This window comes from Pedococcus sp. (assembly GCF_036000045.1).
GTDB lineage: Bacteria > Actinomycetota > Actinomycetes > Actinomycetales > Dermatophilaceae > Pedococcus.
The window spans coordinates 119,163-133,400 of the sequence record NZ_DASYGF010000018.1; the positions used below are offsets into that span (position 1 = coordinate 119,163).

At 71.4% G+C, this 14,238-nt stretch carries 13 protein-coding genes; 1 reads left to right on the plus strand and 12 read right to left on the minus strand.

Going from position 1 to position 14,238, the window contains the following annotated elements:
• Positions 1 to 28: 28 nt before the first annotated feature.
• From VGN50_RS03750 to VGN50_RS03800, 11 genes are all read right to left on the minus strand, one after another.
• Positions 29 to 1,249: an NAD(P)/FAD-dependent oxidoreductase gene (locus VGN50_RS03750; RefSeq protein ID WP_327443306.1), complete on the minus strand. Its 1,221-nt coding sequence runs from the start codon at positions 1,247 to 1,249 to the stop codon at positions 29 to 31.
• Positions 1,250 to 1,342: 93 nt separating this feature from the next.
• Positions 1,343 to 3,781, minus strand: a complete 2,439-nt coding sequence (locus VGN50_RS03755; protein ID WP_327443307.1) for a polyribonucleotide nucleotidyltransferase — start codon at positions 3,779 to 3,781, stop codon at positions 1,343 to 1,345.
• A gap of 142 nt (positions 3,782 to 3,923) precedes the next feature.
• Complete coding sequence (gene rpsO, locus VGN50_RS03760; RefSeq protein ID WP_327443308.1) at positions 3,924 to 4,193, minus strand: 30S ribosomal protein S15; 270 nt, start codon at positions 4,191 to 4,193, stop codon at positions 3,924 to 3,926.
• A 202-nt stretch (positions 4,194 to 4,395) separates the two neighbouring features.
• Positions 4,396 to 5,307, minus strand: a complete 912-nt coding sequence (locus VGN50_RS03765) for a hypothetical protein (protein ID WP_327443309.1) — start codon at positions 5,305 to 5,307, stop codon at positions 4,396 to 4,398.
• Positions 5,308 to 5,466: 159 nt separating this feature from the next.
• The gene (locus VGN50_RS03770; protein ID WP_327443310.1) at positions 5,467 to 6,030 is read right to left on the minus strand and encodes a GNAT family protein; all 564 of its coding nucleotides are present in this window, start codon (positions 6,028 to 6,030) and stop codon (positions 5,467 to 5,469) included.
• Positions 6,031 to 6,046: 16 nt separating this feature from the next.
• Entirely contained in the window at positions 6,047 to 7,441 is a 1,395-nt protein-coding gene (lpdA, locus tag VGN50_RS03775) for a dihydrolipoyl dehydrogenase (RefSeq protein WP_327443311.1), read from the minus strand.
• Between the two features lie 51 nt (positions 7,442 to 7,492).
• A complete protein-coding gene (gene mrdA / locus VGN50_RS03780; RefSeq protein WP_327443312.1) occupies positions 7,493 to 9,526 on the minus strand; it encodes a penicillin-binding protein 2 in 2,034 nt (677 codons plus the stop codon).
• Positions 9,499 to 9,999, minus strand: coding sequence for a rod shape-determining protein MreD (locus tag VGN50_RS03785; protein WP_327443313.1), 501 nt, complete (start codon positions 9,997 to 9,999; stop codon positions 9,499 to 9,501). The genes mrdA and VGN50_RS03785 overlap by 28 nt, the downstream gene beginning before the upstream one ends.
• Positions 9,996 to 10,820 carry a rod shape-determining protein MreC gene (mreC, locus tag VGN50_RS03790; RefSeq protein ID WP_327443314.1) on the minus strand — a complete coding sequence of 275 codons (825 nt, stop codon included), beginning with the start codon at positions 10,818 to 10,820 and terminating at the stop codon, positions 9,996 to 9,998. The genes VGN50_RS03785 and mreC overlap by 4 nt, the downstream gene beginning before the upstream one ends.
• Positions 10,820 to 11,833 carry a rod shape-determining protein gene (locus VGN50_RS03795; RefSeq protein ID WP_327443315.1) on the minus strand — a complete coding sequence of 338 codons (1,014 nt, stop codon included), beginning with the start codon at positions 11,831 to 11,833 and terminating at the stop codon, positions 10,820 to 10,822. Before VGN50_RS03795 ends, mreC begins: the two co-directional genes overlap by 1 nt.
• A gap of 49 nt (positions 11,834 to 11,882) precedes the next feature.
• Positions 11,883 to 13,175: an MFS transporter gene (locus VGN50_RS03800; protein WP_327443316.1), complete on the minus strand. Its 1,293-nt coding sequence runs from the start codon at positions 13,173 to 13,175 to the stop codon at positions 11,883 to 11,885.
• A gap of 68 nt (positions 13,176 to 13,243) precedes the next feature.
• Between VGN50_RS03800 and VGN50_RS03805 the strand changes: the two genes are divergently transcribed.
• Positions 13,244 to 13,762: a MarR family transcriptional regulator gene (locus VGN50_RS03805; RefSeq protein WP_327443317.1), complete on the plus strand. Its 519-nt coding sequence runs from the start codon at positions 13,244 to 13,246 to the stop codon at positions 13,760 to 13,762.
• 43 nt (positions 13,763 to 13,805) lie between these two features.
• On the opposite strand, the gene ndk is transcribed toward VGN50_RS03805, so the two are convergent.
• Positions 13,806 to 14,234 carry a nucleoside-diphosphate kinase gene (ndk, locus tag VGN50_RS03810; RefSeq protein WP_327443318.1) on the minus strand — a complete coding sequence of 143 codons (429 nt, stop codon included), beginning with the start codon at positions 14,232 to 14,234 and terminating at the stop codon, positions 13,806 to 13,808.
• Between the last annotated feature and the right edge of the window lie 4 nt (positions 14,235 to 14,238).

Below are 14,238 nucleotides of genomic sequence, written 5' to 3' on the forward strand. Positions count from 1 at the left end.
CCAGCCTAACGAGGGGCGGCGATGCTCCTCAGACCAGCGTCCCCAGGGCGACGTCGGGGTCGGCGAGCCGCTGCAGGTCCACCTGCGCCCGCGAGCGGATGAGTGCCTTGATCGGCTCGGTGACGTCCCAGACGTTGACGTTCATCCCGGCGGTCACCCGGCCGTCGCGGGTCCAGAAGGCGATGAACTCCCGGGTCTCCAGGTCTCCCCGCACGACCACCTCGTCCTCGGGGTCGGCCATCCCGGTGTACTCCATGCCGAGGTCGTACTGGTCGGTGAAGAAGTACGGCAGCTCGGGCTCCGGGCCGTCCTGGTCCAGCATCGCGGGAGCCACCCAGGACGGCTGGTTGAGCGCGTTCGCCCAGTGCTCGACCCGGATCCGGCGCCCGAGGAAGGGGTGGTGGACGTTGGCCACATCGCCGACGGCGAAGATGTCGGGGTCGCTGGTCCGGCCCGCCTCGTCAGCAAGGATGCCGTTGTCGACCTCGAGCCCCGCCTGCTCGGCCAGCGTGACCACCGGGGCGGCGCCGATCCCGACGATGACGGTGTCGGCGGGGACCACCTCGCCGTCGCCGAGCCGGACGCCGGTGGGCGAGCCGTCGCCCTCGATGGCCTCGACGGTCACGCCCGTGCGCAGGTCGACGCCGCGCTCGCGGTGCAGTTCGGCGAACACCTGGGCGACCTTCGGCCCGAGCACCCGCACGAGCGGCAGGTCCAGCGACTCCAGGACCGTCACCTCGGCGCCCGCCTCACGGGCCGCCGCCGCCACCTCGAGGCCGATCCAGCCGCCACCGACGAGCACGACGCGACGGCCTGGCTGGAGGGCGGCCCTGATGGCCTGGCTGTCCTCGATCGTGCGCAGGGTCAGCACGCCGTCGAGGTCGGCGCCCGGCAGCGTCAGCCTGCGCGGTGAGCTGCCGGTGGCCAGCAGCAGCCGGTCGTAGCCGACGCGCTCCCCTGCCTCGGTCACCACGGCCTTCCCCGAGCGGTCGACCGACGCGACCACGGTGCCGGTCCGCACCTCGATGTCGTGGTCGGCATACCACTGCTCGTCGTGGACGAAGGCGTCCTGGAGGTTCTCGCCCGTCTTGAGGTAGTCCTTGGACAGCGGCGGTCGCTCGTACGGCAGGTGCGCCTCGCCCCCGAGCAGCACCACGCGCCCCTCGAAGCCGAGCTCACGCAGCGCTTCCACCGACTTGGCCCCTGCAAGGCCGCCACCCACCACCACGAACGTCCGGTCATCGGTCATGGGCACAGCCTTCGGGGTCCGCGCCCCGCACGCAAGCGGGCCGGCATACCCATGGGGTATGCCGGCCCGCAGGCTGGACGTGTCAGGTCGCCGTCAGCTGGCGTCCTCGGACGTGGACGCTGCCACGGCCTCGTCGGAGCGCTCGCCCTTGTCGGCTCGGTCACCACGGTCGCCACGACGGCGGCTGCGGTTGCGGCTCCGGCCGCCCTCGCGACGCTCGCCAGCCTCGCGGCCCTCGGACTCGCCGCCCTCGGAGGCATCGGAGTCGGCCTCGCTGCCGGCAGCGGCGACGGCGGGCTGGCCTGAGTCGCTCGACTCCTCGCCAGCCGACTCGCCCTCGCCCTCAGGCAGCACGGCGGCCAGGGAGAGCTTGCCGCGCGGGTCGATCTCCTTGAGCTCGACCTGGACCTTCTGGCCGACGGCCAGGACGTCCTCGACGTTGTCGATCCGCTTGCCGCCGACGAGCTTGCGCACCTCGGAGATGTGCAGCAGGCCGTCCTTGCCGGGAAGGAGCGAGATGAACGCACCGAACGTCGTGGTCTTGACCACGGTGCCCAGGAAGCGCTCGCCGACCTCCGGCATCTGCGGGTTGGCGATGGCGTTGACCATGGCGCGGGCCGCTTCGGCGGACGGGCCGTCGGTCGCGCCGATGTAGACCGTGCCGTCGTCCTCGATCGAGATCTGGGCGCCGGTCTCGTCCTGGATCTGGTTGATCATCTTGCCCTTCGGGCCGATGACCTCACCGATCTTGTCGACGGGGACCTGCACCGAGATCACGCGAGGCGCGAACGGGCTCATCTCGTCGGGGACGTCGATGGCCTCGTTCATCACGTCGAGGATGTGCAGACGTGCGTCGCGCGCCTGGGTCAGCGCGCCGGCCAGGATCGACGCGGGGATGCCGTCGAGCTTGGTGTCGAGCTGGATGGCGGTGACGAACTCACGCGTGCCGGCGACCTTGAAGTCCATGTCACCGAACGCGTCCTCGGCGCCGAGGATGTCGGTCAGCGCCGCGTACTGCGTCTGCCCGTCGACCTCGTCAGAGACCAAGCCCATGGCGATGCCGGCGACCGGGGCGCGCAGCGGCACACCGGCGTTGAGCAGCGACAGGGTCGAGGCGCAGACCGAGCCCATGGACGTCGAGCCGTTGGAGCCGAGAGCCTCGGACACCTGGCGGATCGCGTAGGGGAACTCCTCACGCGTCGGCAGCACGGGCATGAGCGCCCGCTCGGCGAGCGCGCCGTGGCCGATCTCGCGACGCTTGGGCGAGCCCACACGACCGGTCTCACCGGTGGAGAACGGCGGGAAGTTGTAGTTGTGCATGTAGCGCTTGCGCGTCACCGGCGACAGCGTGTCGAGCTGCTGCTCCATGCGAAGCATGTTGAGCGTGGTGACACCCATGATCTGGGTCTCGCCACGCTCGAACAGGGCCGAACCGTGGACGCGCGGCAGCACCTCGACCTCGGCGCCCAGGGCGCGGATGTCGGCGAGGCCACGGCCGTCGATGCGGACCTTGTCGCGCAGGATGCGCTGGCGGATCAGCTTCTTCTGGACGGACCGGTATGCCGCGGACAGCTCCTTCTCGCGACCCTCGAACGGCTTGCCCTCGCCACCGAGCGCGGCCTTCATCGACTCCTTGATCTCGTCGATGCGCTCCTCACGCTCCTGCTTGCCACCGATGGTCAGCGCCTTGGCGAGGTCGTCGGAGGTCGCAGCCTCGACGGCCTGGTAGGCGTCGTCCTCGTAGTCGAGGAAGATCGGGAACTGCTGGACAGGCTTGGCGGACTTGCTCGCCAGGTCGGCCTGGGCCTCGCACAGGACCTTGATGAACTTCTTGGACGCCTCGAGGCCCTCGGCGACGACCTCTTCGGTCGGGGCCTGCTTGCCCTCGTTCTTGACGAGGTTCCAGGTGGACTCGGTGGACTCGGCCTCGACCATCATGATGGCGACGTCATCGCCCGCGATGCGGCCGGCGACGACCATGTCGAAGGTCGAGCGCTCGATGTCGGAGAAGTTCGGGAACGCGACCCACTGGCCGTCGATGAGCGAGATGCGGACGCCACCGATCGGGCCCGAGAACGGCAGGCCCGAGATCTGGGTCGAGGCGCTCGCGGCGTTGATGGCCAGCACGTCGTACTGGTGGTCGGGGTTGAGTGCCAGCACGGTGATGACGACCTGGACCTCGTTGCGCAGGCCCTTGGTGAAGGTGGGGCGCAGCGGGCGGTCGATCAGGCGGCAGGTGAGGATCGCGTCCGTGGACGGGCGGCCCTCACGACGGAAGAACGAGCCGGGGATCTTGCCCGCGGCATACATGCGCTCTTCGACGTCGACGGTCAGGGGGAAGAAGTCGAACCCCTCGCGCGGGCTCTTGCCGGCGGTGGTGGTGGACAACAACATCGTGTCGTCATCGAGGTAGGCCGCAACGGCGCCGCCGGCCTGCTTGGCCAGGCGTCCCGTCTCGAACCGGACGGTGCGGGTGCCGAACGAGCCGTTGTCGATCACGGCTTCGGCGAGCTGAATCTCTGGACCCTCCATGGGCCCTCCATTTCTGTGTCTCTCAATAAACCCGGGTGCATCGTCGTTGTGCACGGGCGTGCTTCTGTGTACTTCCTGTATTCAGTTGTTCTCTCATGCGAAAAGGGCGGCCCTCATGGTGAGGACCGCCCCTCTCGGATGCTTATCGGCGCAGACCGAGGCGCTTGATCAGCGAGCGGTAGCGCTCGACGTCGACGCTCTCGAGGTAGCGCAGGAGGCGGCGACGCTGTCCGACCAGCAGGAGCAGGCCGCGGCGGCTGTGGTGGTCGTGCTTGTGCTGCCGCGAGTGCTCCGTGAGGTCGAGGATGCGCTGCGTCAGCATCGCGATCTGGACCTCCGGGGAGCCGGTGTCGCCCTCGTGCGTGGCGTACTCGGACATGATCTTCTGCTTGACGTCGGTGCTCAACGGCATAGGTCGACACACTCCTTCTCTGGTTGCTGCGCGGTGCGCCAGGGCATGTCCACCTGGGCTCTCTTGAGTCCGCGGCCGGTCTACGGCAGCAGCAACGCTACCAGCGCGTCACCTCGCGCCCTAATCGCGGGCGCCATCCTCGAGTTCTGGCCGACCGGCAGCAGCCGTGGCGACATGGCCGACCTGGTCACGAGTGCTGCCGTCACGGCAGCACTCGTGACCGGTCCGGAAAGTAGACCCGCCATTCGTCGCTCGTCACCGAGGCGTCCAGGCCGACGTCGTGCATAGCCTGCACGACGCGCTCCAGCGTGCGGGCGGGCTCGCGGTAGAGGCCCTTGGCGAGGACCACCACCAGCCTCCAGCCATCGGTGTCCAGTCCCTCACGCCGGGTCACATCGTGCTCCCACTGCCGCTGGCTCTCCGCATGCTGTCGGCCGTCGTACTCCACCGCGAGGCGGTGCCCCGGCCAGGAGAGGTCGAACCGGCGCACCACCCAGCCCCGTTCGTCGTACTCCGTGTGGTTGACGACCGGCTCGGGGAGGCCCGCCAAGAGGACGAGGAGGCGCAGCTTGGACTCTGTCGGTGAGTCGACCCCTGGGCGGACCAGGCCGGCGGCCCGCCGCAGAGTAGGCGCTTGGGCCCCTGTTGCGTCGGCCGCGGCATCCCGGAGGGCTTCGGGGGTTGTCCGTCCTCTCCGGACGAGGCTGTCACCGAGGACGACCAGGTCGACCAGGCCGAGCTCGGAGCGCAGGTCGATGAACGTGTCCTCGGCCGTGGTCACTGGGATGTCACCCATCCACGCCCGTCGCGCCGGCCGTCCAGGCCGAGCGTCGACTCCTTGAGCGCGCAGCCTGCCGCCGGGTACCAGCAGGTGCACCATCGCCGGCTCCGGGACCACGCCTCCGAGCAGGAGTGCCGCAGTATGCCGCGCGGCGAGGCTGCCCTGCGGGGCCATGCGGAGGGCCGCCAGTGCCCGGATCCGGGTGTCCACCGGCACCCCGGCACCCACATAGACGTCGCGGTGCAGGCGCTGCTGCGAGCGCAGCTGCCAGTCGCTCAGGCCCGCGGCCAGCGCCTCGGACCGGGAGAACGGTCGCCTGGGGTCGAAGGCCATGACCCCACCCTGGCGGAGACGGCGACGGCTCTGGCGGCGTCATCCACAGGGCCCACGACCACTGACCAGGAGCCAGCAGTCGTGGCGAAATGGGCCGATCCGCCACGACAAGTGGCTCCCTGCCAGCACTAGGGGCCGGGGTCCGCCGCGGTCAGGCCCCTAGTCGCGGGCGGCCCACTCGTCGGCGAGCAGGGCATAGATCGCGAGGTCGGACCAGCGCCCCTTGAACCACGATCCCTGCACGAACAGCGCCTCACGTCGCATCCCCAGCCGCTCGCACACCCGCGCCGACCGGGTGTTCTCGGGCTCGAGCTGCGCCCACACGCGCCGCACCCCGAGCTCACCGAAGGCCAGGTCCACGAGCGCCCGGGCGGCCTCCGTGGCATAGCCCTGCCCCGCCACGTCGGGCGCGAACACCCACCCGATCTCCGCCTGCGTGCCGTCGGAGCCGTCGAGACCGTCGAAATGCACGAGCACATCGCCGATCACGCGCCCGTCGAGCTCGACAGCCAGGGTCAGGAACGGCGACTTCTCGTCGATGCGACCCGCGGTGGCCCGTTCGGCGACCAGGTCGGCGACCTGCTCACGCGTCTTGGGGTCCCCGGGGATGTAGCGCACCACGTCGGGAACCGAGCGGTAGGCGAAGGTGTCCTCCTCGTCGCCGGGCCGGAAGCTGCGCAGCACGAGGCGCGACGTGACGAGGGGAAGTGGGGCGCGCGGCATACGGGCGTCGTCCTCGTCAGAGGTTGATCATGTGGCCGGCGATGCCCTCGACGGCCTCCTTGACCGCCTCGGACAGGGTTGGGTGCGCGAAGACGTTCCGAGCCACCTCGTCGGCGGTGAGGTCCCACTTCTGAGCCAGGGTCAGGGCCGGGAGCAGCTCGGTCACGTCGGGGCCGATGAGGTGCGCGCCGATGATCTCGTTGTGGGTGGCGTCCGCGACGACCTTGACGAAGCCCACTGCGTCACCGAGGCCCATGGCCTTGCCGTTGGCGGAGAACGGGAACTTGGCGACCCTGACGTCGTAGCCCTTGTCCTTGGCCTGCGCCTCGGTGTAGCCGAACGAGGCGATCTGCGGCTGGCAGTAGGTGGCGCGCGGGACGAAGTCGTACTCCACCGGCATCGTCTCGGCGCCGGCCATGGTCTCGGCGGCGACGACGCCCTGCGCCTCCGCGGTGTGAGCCAGCATCAGCTTGCCGGTGACGTCACCGATCGCATAGACGCCGTCGACGGTGGTCCGGCAGTGGTCGTCGATGACGATGGCGCCCCGCTCCGTGGCCAGCCCGAGCGACTCGAGGCCGTAGCCCTCCAGCCGCGGCGCGAAGCCGATGGCCTGCAGGACCTTGTCAGTCTCGAGCACCCTCGACTCGCCACCGGCAGCCGGGGACACGGTCACGCGGACCTTCTCGCCGGAGTCGTCGATCGACTCGACCTTGGTCGACAGCAGGACGTTCACGCCCAGCTTCTTGTAGTGCTTGAGCAGCTCCTTGGACACCTCGGCGTCCTCGGTCGGCACCAGGCGGTCGAGGAACTCGACGATGGTGACGTCCACGCCGAAGCTCTTCATCACGTACGCGAACTCGACGCCGATCGCGCCCGAGCCGGCGATGACGATCGAGCCCGGCAGCTGGTCGGTGAGGATCTGCTCCTCGTAGGTGACCACGCGGTCGGACAGCGTGGTGCCGGGGATGAGCCGCGTGGTCGCGCCGGTGGCGATGATGAGCTTGTCGAAGGTGATCGACTGCTTCTCACCCGAGTTGAGCGCGACGTCCATCGACGTCGGACCGGTCAGGGTGCCCCACCCGTCGATCTCGGTGATCTTGTTCTTCTTCATGAGGAAGTGGACGCCCTTGACGATCCCTTCCGAGACGGCGCGGGAGCGGGCGTGCGTCGGCTTGAACGACATCCGGGCGTCGCCCTCGATGCCGAACTTGTCCTTCTCGTGCTCGAGGATGTGGGCGAGCTCGGCGTTGCGCAGCAGCGCCTTCGACGGGATGCACCCGACGTTGAGGCAGACACCGCCCCAGTACTTCGCCTCGACCACCGCGGCCCGCAGGCCCAGCTGTGAAGCACGAATCGCCGCGACGTACCCGCCGGGACCGGCACCGAGGACCACCAGATCGAAGTCAGCCATGCAGGGCAGCCTACTGACTGCTCGACCGCGCCCCCACCGCCCCCACCGGCCCTACCGCAACGTCCGCAGCACGTCGTAGATCTGCCGCGCTGCCGGCGCCGCCGCGTCGCCTCCCGTGCCCGCCTGGGAGATGACGACCGCGACGGCATACCGGGGCTTGGTCGCCGGTCCGTAGGAGTCGAACCAGGCCGAGTCCTGCGCGCCGAACGCCTCCGCCGTTCCCGTCTTGCCCGCCACGGGCCACTGGGCCAGCGGGAACCCGGCGAAGGCGCCCTTCGCCGTCCCCGCCGTCACCACGTCCTGGAGCGCCCCGTGCAGGAAGTCCAGGACCCCCGCGGGGAAGTGCACCGTTCCCGCCGGCTGCGGGGCCACCGGCTCCACCGCACCGTCGGGGGCACGGAGACCCCGAGCCACCTCCGGCGTCCAGAGGACACCACCGTTGGCGATCGCGGCATACGCCCGGGCCATCTGCAGCGGCGTCACCGTGATGTCGCCCTGCCCGATCGCGAAGTTCGCCGCGTCACCCGCCCGGAACTGGAAGCCGCTCCGGCAGTTCTCCACGGCCAGCCCCTTGAGGTATGCCGCGCGCGCCGGGTCGGTGCGCCCGACCTCGGGGTAGCCGGTGGCCGCCCGCCGGCACGTGGCGGTCCGGGCCTGCGCCCAGGTCGCGCGCTTCCAGGCGCGTCCGGGGATGCGCCCGGTCCACTCCCCCGGCAGGTCGACCCCCGTGGCCGCCCCCAGCCCGAAGGCGTGGGCCATCGCCACGAAGGGGTCGTGCGCGTCGGTGGTCGCCGCCAGACCTCCCTGCGCCAGCCACGACCGGTAGGCGAAGTCGTAGAAGATCGTGTCGCACGAGACCTGGATGGCCTTGGTCAGGGAGATGGGCCCGTAGGCGCGCGACTCGTAGTTGGCGAACGTGCGGTTGCCGATCCGGTAGCTGCTGGTGCAGTCATAGGTGCCGCCCAGCGCGTTCCCGGCAGTGACGGCGGCCGGCAGGCTCACCACCTTGAACGTCGAGGCGGGCGGGTACGACGCCGACGTCACCCGGTCGATGAGCGGCAGGCCGGCCCTCGGGTCGGTGAGCCCTGCGAGCGCCTGCGCGGTGATCCCGCCGGTCCAGACGTCGGGGTCGTAGGTGGGATAGCTCGCGGCGGCGAGGACCCCGCCGGTCGTGGTGTCGAGGACCACCGCGGCAGCGCTGTCGGCCCGGTGTCCGCGCTTGCGCGCGGCGGCGACGGCATGCCGCAGGGCGGCCTCGGCGGCGGCCTGGACCCGGACGTCGAGGTTGGTGACCACGTCGCGTCCGGGAACCGGCGCCACCTGGGACACGACACCCGTCACCACGCCACGCGGGTCGACCGCGACCGTGGTGTGCCCCGGCGTGCCCCGCAGCTGCGCGTCGTACTCCTTCTCGAGACCGGTGCGGCCCACGAGGTCCTGGTCGGTCACGGTGCCGTGCGAGGCGGCGACGTCCTGCGGCGTCGAGCGGGCCAGGTAGCCCAGGACCTGTGCCGCGTTCACCGTCCCCTGCTGTGGGTACTCGCGCACTGGCGCCGCCACCACCCCGATGCCGGGGTAGACCTCGGGGCGCTCGAGCAGGCTCAGCGCCCGGCGAGGGTCGGCACCGGCGACCAGCGGCAGGGGGACGTACGCGGACCCGCCCCAGCACGCCGGGGCGGGCGGGGCGCCGGCCGTGCCGCACAGGTAGGTGCGTGCCCAGAGCCGGTCGAACGGCACACCCAGCACCCCCGCGACGCGCCTGAGCAGAGCGCGGCCGCCGTCCCGGGCGTCGGCCAGCACCGTACGGTCGACCGTCACCACGGTCTCGGAGGTGTTGTCCGCCAGCGGTATGCCGTTGCGGTCGAGGATGCGTCCGCGCAGAGCCGGCTGGACGGTGGTGCGCGTGTTCACGCTCGCAGCGGCCCGACGGTATGCCGCCTGCTCCCCGATCTGGACCTGACCGAGCCGCCCGACGAGGGTGCCCATGAGTGAGACGACGAGTACGGCGAGCACCCAGACCCGAGCCCGGGGTGTCCCCGCTCCCGCGCGGCGCTCTGTCACCGCGACCACCGAGACGACAGCCACTGCTCCGCGCCGACCAGGGCCGGGACGAGGACGACCCCCAGCGCCGCGGTCGCCACCAGGTCCAACCCAGTGACCACCCACGACACGGGTTCGCCGGACAGCACTGCCGCCACGAGTCTGAGGGCCTGCACGACGCCGGCGCTTGCGGTCACCACCACGGCGACCCAGCCCCAGGGCGCGTGACCCTCGCGGCGGCCGGCTCCGGCGAGCAGGCCAGCGGCGGCATACACGAGGGCAGAGGTGCCGAGAACGGCCGAGCCGGGTGGGACGACGTCGGTCAGCCACCCGGCCGCCAGCCCCAGCAGGGCACCGCGAGAAGGACCCGAGAGCAGCGCGCCCGCGACGACGACGGGGAGCACGAGGTCGGGCAGGACGCCCACGGTCGACAGGGTCGGGAGGACGGTCACCAGAGTGGCCGAGACGAGCAGCACTGCTCGGAACAGCATGACCGGCAGCCGGACCGCCACCCTCACCCGCCTGCCTTGACCGCCGCGCGAGGGGTGGTGCGCGGCGGCACGGTCAGGACACCGACGACGTCGAGGGAGGTCACGTCCACCGCGGGACGGACGGCTCCCGTCGGCGCCAGGTCGCCGGAGGAGGGGTCCGTCGCGGTGACGGTGCCGACGGGGAGGCCTGGCGGGTACGGCGAGCCGCCGACACTCCCGAGGGTCGTCACCTGGTCACCGGCGCGGACGGCCCCGCGCTGGACGAGGGTCAGGTCCAGCAGACCGGGGGCGCGGCTGCGGGCGCCATGGGCACCCGAGGCCACCGACCCCAGGGTCCCTGGCGACCCGACCCGCACACCCACGACGATGGCCGCTCCTCCCACGAGGGCCACGTCAGCGGTCCACGGTGCCACCGACACGACCCGCCCGACCAGGCCGTCGGCGTCGACGACGCACAGGTCGGTCCGGATGCCGTCGCGGGAGCCGACGTCGATGGTGACCCGCTCGGGTCCGGCCGCGCCCTGACGGCCCACGCCGACCACCCGTGCCGGCACCAGCGTCGCGCCCGCCAGCGCGGGTGCGGCCACCAGACGGGCGAGCTGTCCGTCGGTCTGGGACTGCCTGCTGCGCTCGGAGCGAGCGACCAGCTCCACCGTGGCTCCAGCGGACGAGGCGGTCGGCCTGCCGGGGCTCAGCAGCCGCTCGAGCGGCCCGAACACCGCTCCCCCGACGCTGTGCAGCCCTCCGACGCCAGGCTCGCCACCGCCTCCGGCCACGTCGACCAGCAGCAGCACGACGGTCAGAGCGGTCAGTGCGACCAGCGGTCGCCGCCGCGACGCAGCACGCATCAGAACCGGCGGGAGTCGACCAGGACCCGCTCGAGCGTCGCGAACTCCTCGATGCACCGGCCCGAACCACGAACAACCGCACGCAGGGGGTCCTCGGCCACCCGGACCGGCACCCCGAGCTCGTGGCGTAGCCGCTCGTCAAGCCCCCTCAACAGCGCCCCACCACCGGTGAGGGTCACCCCGCGGTCGAGGATGTCGCCGGCGAGCTCGGGCGGGCACACGTCCAGCGTCGCGCGCACGAGGTCGACCATCTGCAGCACCGGCCCCTCGATGGCGCGGCGCACCTCCTGGCTCGAGACCGTGACGGTCTTGGGCAGACCGGTCACCAGGTCACGCCCACGGATCCGGGTGCTGGTCTCCTCGCGTAGCGGGAAGGCCGAGCCTGCGGCCACCTTGACGTCCTCGGCGGTCCGCTCGCCGACCAGCAGGGAGTACTCGGTCTTGATGTGGGCGACCAGCGCGTCGTCGATCTCGTCGCCGCCCACCCGCAGCGAGCGAGCCGTCACGACGCCGCCGAGACTGATCACGGCGACGTCGGTGGTGCCGCCCCCGATGTCGACCACCATGGACGCGGACGTCTCGTTGACCGGGAGGTCAGCGCCGATCGCGGCCGCCATCGGCTCCTCGATGACGTACACCCGGCGAGCGCCGGAGCGCACCGCGGCATCTTCCAGTGCCCGGCGCTCCACCCCGGTCACCGCACTCGGGACGCAGACGACCATCCGTGGCCGGACCAGCCGCGAGGGCCGCACCTGGTCGACGAAGTAGCGCAACATCCGCTCGGTGACGTCCGCGTCCGAGATGACGCCGTCCTGGAGCGGTCGGACGGCACGGACGTGACCGGGCGTGCGGCCGAGCATCTCCTTGGCCTGAGCTCCGGCGGCGACGAGGCGACCGGACCCGGCCTCGACGGCGACCACGGACGGCTCGTCGAGCACCACGCCACGGCCGCGCTCGTAGATCAGGGTGTTGGCGGTGCCAAGGTCGATCGCGAGGTCTCTGCCGAGCGACATCCAGCCACCTCGGCCACCCCGTGAGACACCACCGCGCACGCCCGCGATGCTACGCGGCGAGGGCCGCCTCCACGGGACGTGCCGCCGACCGGCGCGCCGCCCGGATGGCCGCGCGCAGCCGCCAGGCGCCCAGGACGGCCACGAGGCTGATCGCCACGTGCAGCGCGACGAACACGCTGCCGAACCCTGCGCCGAGGATCACCCCGGCGACCAGGGGCCCGACCGCGGAGAAGCCGGTCTGCAGGGCGGTGAAGAGCCCTAGAGTCGTCCCGACCAGCCCCGAGGGCGCGAGGCTCGCGGTGAGCGGGTTGAGGATGGGTGCGTACATCGTCTCGCCCACCGCGAAGACTCCGAAGCTCGACACGAACAGCACCGAGGCCAGACCCGGCTGGAACGACGCCACGGCGAGCACGAGCCACGCGACGGTCCAGACGGCCCCCACCACCATGAGCAGCGCCGGGCCCCCGCGGCGGGCAGTGAGGCGCACCACGAGCATCTGCAGCACGATGATCACAGCGCAGTTCACGGCTGCGGCCAGGCCGATCGTCGTCTCCTTGACCTTGAGGACCTCCAGCGCGTAGGCCGGTAGGCCCGACTCGAACTGGGCGTAGAAGCCCAACGCCAGGGTGACCGTGATGAGCGCGGTCCAGCGCAGGGCGGGGATCGCCCAGATCGCGCGGATGGCCTCTCGTGGTGTCGCCTCGGGCAGCCCGGACCTGGCCCGAGCGTCCTCGCTCGGGTCGCGGACGTCGGTCGAGGCGCCTGACTCGAGGCTGCCGCCGGACACGCCCCAGCGCCGCAGTCCGGCCGCCACGAGCAGGAGCGCCGACAGGACGAAACCGGCCGCAGCGGCCGTGAAGGCGGGCCACATGCCGGTGGGCCGAGCGAGATCGACGACGTAGCCGGCCGCGAAGGCGCCGAGCGCCATACCGATGGCCTGGCCGGTGAACTGCCAGGCGAAGACGCGGCGGCGGTCGGTACCACCCACCCACCGCAGGACGAGCACCGACTGGGCCGGGGCTGCGGCCGTGATGCCCACGCCGAACACGAACATGCCGGCGAGGAAGGCGGCGGGGCTCCCCGCCCAGATCAGCGAGGCAGCTCCAGCGGCCGCCAGGACCTTCGCGGCCACCGCAACGACCACGGGCGAGAGTCGGTCGGCGAGCCGGCCGGCGACCGGCGCGGCCACGAGGGCGCCCACCGAGAAGAGGCTCGCCGCACCGGCAGCCACCAGCGAGCCCCAGCCGCGCGTGGTGGCCGCATAGGCGTACTGGTACGGCAGGACGGCACCCCAGCCGAGCATGGCAACGGCGGAGGCGAGGATGAGCAGACGGGCGCGCATGACAGGATCAACATCTCTTCGGGTTCGAATATTTCGATTTCGAAATTCTAACATGCGACGATGGGGCCATGCCCCGCGCCCCACGACGACCCAGCGTCCAGCAGCAGTACCAGGAGGCGGTCGCGGCCTATGTCGCCGCCGGAGGTGAGGAGTCCGTCCAACGGGTCATCACGGCCGTCTTCTCCCTGACCCGCAAGCTCGACCAGTGGTACAACCGGCAGCTGGCCGACCTCGACATCTCCCATGGCGAGTGGTCGGTGCTGGCGCACCTGGCGACGGCCGGCGACCAGCAGGTCACCCCGAGCCGGCTCGCCGACATCGCCAACGTGGCGCCGTCCTCGATGACGCACCGGCTCGACCGCATGGCCGAGCGGGGTCTGGTGCGCCGCGCCCCCGACCCAGCCAACCGCACGCGTGTCCTCGTCGAGCTCACCGACAAGGGCTGGGAGGTGTTCGAGGCCGCCGTCCGCGAGGCGAACGTCGTCGAGTCGGACACGCTGGCGCGGCTGAACGCGCAGGAGCGCGGCGAGCTCGCCGCGCTCCTGGAAGTGGTCATCAGCGGGCTCGACGACCTCGAGACCGCCTGACGCGAGAGCCGGCAGTCACCGGCCGGCTCTCAGCGGCCGACGCTCAGAGGCTGGGGAACCAGATCCCGATCTCACGGGCGGCCGACTCCGGCGAGTCCGAGCCGTGGACGATGTTCTGCTGCACCTTCAGGCCCCAGTCACGACCCAGGTCACCCCGGATGGTGCCCGGCAGTGCGGCCGTGGGGTCGGTGGCCCCGGCCAGGGCACGGAATCCCTCGATGCACCGGTGCCCCTCGATGACGACGGCCGCGACCGGCCCGCTCGACATGAACTCCACGAGCGGCTCGTAGAACGGCTTGCCCTCGTGCTCGGCGTAGTGCTCGGCCAGCTGCTCTCGGGTCGGCGTGGTCACGCCCAAGGCGACCAGGGCGTAGCCCTTCGCCTCGATCCGGCGCAGCACCTCCCCGGTGAGGCCGCGGGAGAACCCGTCGGGCTTGACCAGGACCAGGGAGCGCTCGATCTGTGTCGTCACGCCG

Excerpts from the sequence above, each read along its gene's own strand:
- VGN50_RS03750 (WP_327443306.1), bottom strand. The coding sequence starts at position 1,249 with ATGACCGATGACCGGACGTTCGTGGTGGTGGGTGGCGGCCTTGCAGGG.
- VGN50_RS03755 (WP_327443307.1), bottom strand. The coding sequence starts at position 3,781 with ATGGAGGGTCCAGAGATTCAGCTCGCCGAAGCCGTGATCGACAACGGC.
- rpsO (WP_327443308.1), bottom strand. The coding sequence starts at position 4,193 with ATGCCGTTGAGCACCGACGTCAAGCAGAAGATCATGTCCGAGTACGCC.
- VGN50_RS03765 (WP_327443309.1), bottom strand. The coding sequence starts at position 5,307 with ATGGCCTTCGACCCCAGGCGACCGTTCTCCCGGTCCGAGGCGCTGGCC.
- VGN50_RS03770 (WP_327443310.1), bottom strand. The coding sequence starts at position 6,030 with ATGCCGCGCGCCCCACTTCCCCTCGTCACGTCGCGCCTCGTGCTGCGC.
- lpdA (WP_327443311.1), bottom strand. The coding sequence starts at position 7,441 with ATGGCTGACTTCGATCTGGTGGTCCTCGGTGCCGGTCCCGGCGGGTAC.
- mreC (WP_327443314.1), bottom strand. The coding sequence starts at position 10,820 with ATGCGTGCTGCGTCGCGGCGGCGACCGCTGGTCGCACTGACCGCTCTG.
- VGN50_RS03795 (WP_327443315.1), bottom strand. The coding sequence starts at position 11,833 with ATGTCGCTCGGCAGAGACCTCGCGATCGACCTTGGCACCGCCAACACC.
- VGN50_RS03800 (WP_327443316.1), bottom strand. The coding sequence starts at position 13,175 with ATGCGCGCCCGTCTGCTCATCCTCGCCTCCGCCGTTGCCATGCTCGGC.
- VGN50_RS03805 (WP_327443317.1), top strand. The coding sequence starts at position 13,244 with ATGCCCCGCGCCCCACGACGACCCAGCGTCCAGCAGCAGTACCAGGAG.